General features: G+C 47.3%; 2 protein-coding genes. Both read right to left on the bottom strand.

The window, feature by feature from the left end:
* Positions 1–889: ABC transporter permease (locus tag A3756_RS00620; protein ID WP_068552629.1), on the bottom strand; the 889-nt coding region annotated here is incomplete at its 3' end.
* On the bottom strand, positions 879–1,114 hold a 236-nt coding region (locus A3756_RS00615), incomplete at its 5' end, for an ABC transporter substrate binding protein (RefSeq protein ID WP_304438840.1). The genes A3756_RS00615 and A3756_RS00620, both read right to left, overlap by 11 nt.

The raw sequence follows: 1,114 nt of genomic DNA, 5'->3' as shown, positions 1-1,114 counted from the left end.
TAATGGCGCTTTTGATATTTGGGGCAACAATTGCGAGCGTTACCAAAATAGCCGTGATCAAATTGAGATCTTGAGCTTTAAGGCCTAATAATTCACCGTTAAGTGCCACGGCAATAACCAGGCGATAGAGTAGTGAGCCAATCAGGCAGGCAAGGATCCAGCGAAACAGGTTCTTCGGGCTAATCAAGGCTTCGCCGCCTATCACAGAAGCAAGGCCGATAATAATGATGCCGACCCCCATAGTTACATCAGCGCTACCCTGACTTTGAGCAAATAAAGCGCCTGCCAGGGCGACAAGGGCATTAGATAGTGACATCCCAAGAATAACCATTAACGAAGTATTGACGCCATTGGCCTGAGCCATTCTGGGGTTAGAGCCTGTAGCGCGCATTGCTAAACCAATTTCACTACGCAGGAACATAAAAAGCAGGGTGAAAGTAATAAGACTAATGATACCGAAGCAAATTGGGTAGGCGACATAATAAGGAATCTCATAAGTAGCAATACTTAGCTTATCTAGCGGGCTTAACAAGGTATCAACGCCGAGCAACGCGATGTTCGGGCCATCCATTATTCGCAGGTTAATGGAATAAAGCGCGATCATAGTCAGGATTGATGCAAGTAAATGCAAAATTTTTAGTTTCACATTTAATATCGCTGTCACTGAGCCTGCAAGGGCGCCGGCTAAGCAAGCGCAGAGCGTCGAGATAAGAGGGTTTACGCCAGCAACAATCAGTGCCGCGGCGACAGCGGCCCCTAAGGGAAAAGACCCGTCAACAGTAAGGTCTGGAAAATCCAGGACTCGAAAAGAAAGAAAGACTCCAAATGCGACCAGCGCAAAAATGAAGCCGGTTTCTAAGGCGCCGAATAAGGCAAAACTATTCAACAAGTGATTTAGCCTTAGAGATAAACTCTGGCGAAAGTGTTATGCCCATACGCTTTGCTGCGCCAGGATTAACAAACAACTCTGTATTCATGACACCTTGAACCGGAATATCAGCAGGTGATTGGCCTTGAAGAATCTGCACAACGATCTTGCCTGTCTGTCGGCCCACTTCATAGTAGTTAAACCCTAAGGCCGCGATGGCGCCACGAGCGACACTATCGGTGTCGC

This window comes from Oleiphilus sp. HI0086 (genome assembly GCF_001635225.1).
This window is presented reverse-complemented; position numbering and strand designations above follow the sequence as displayed.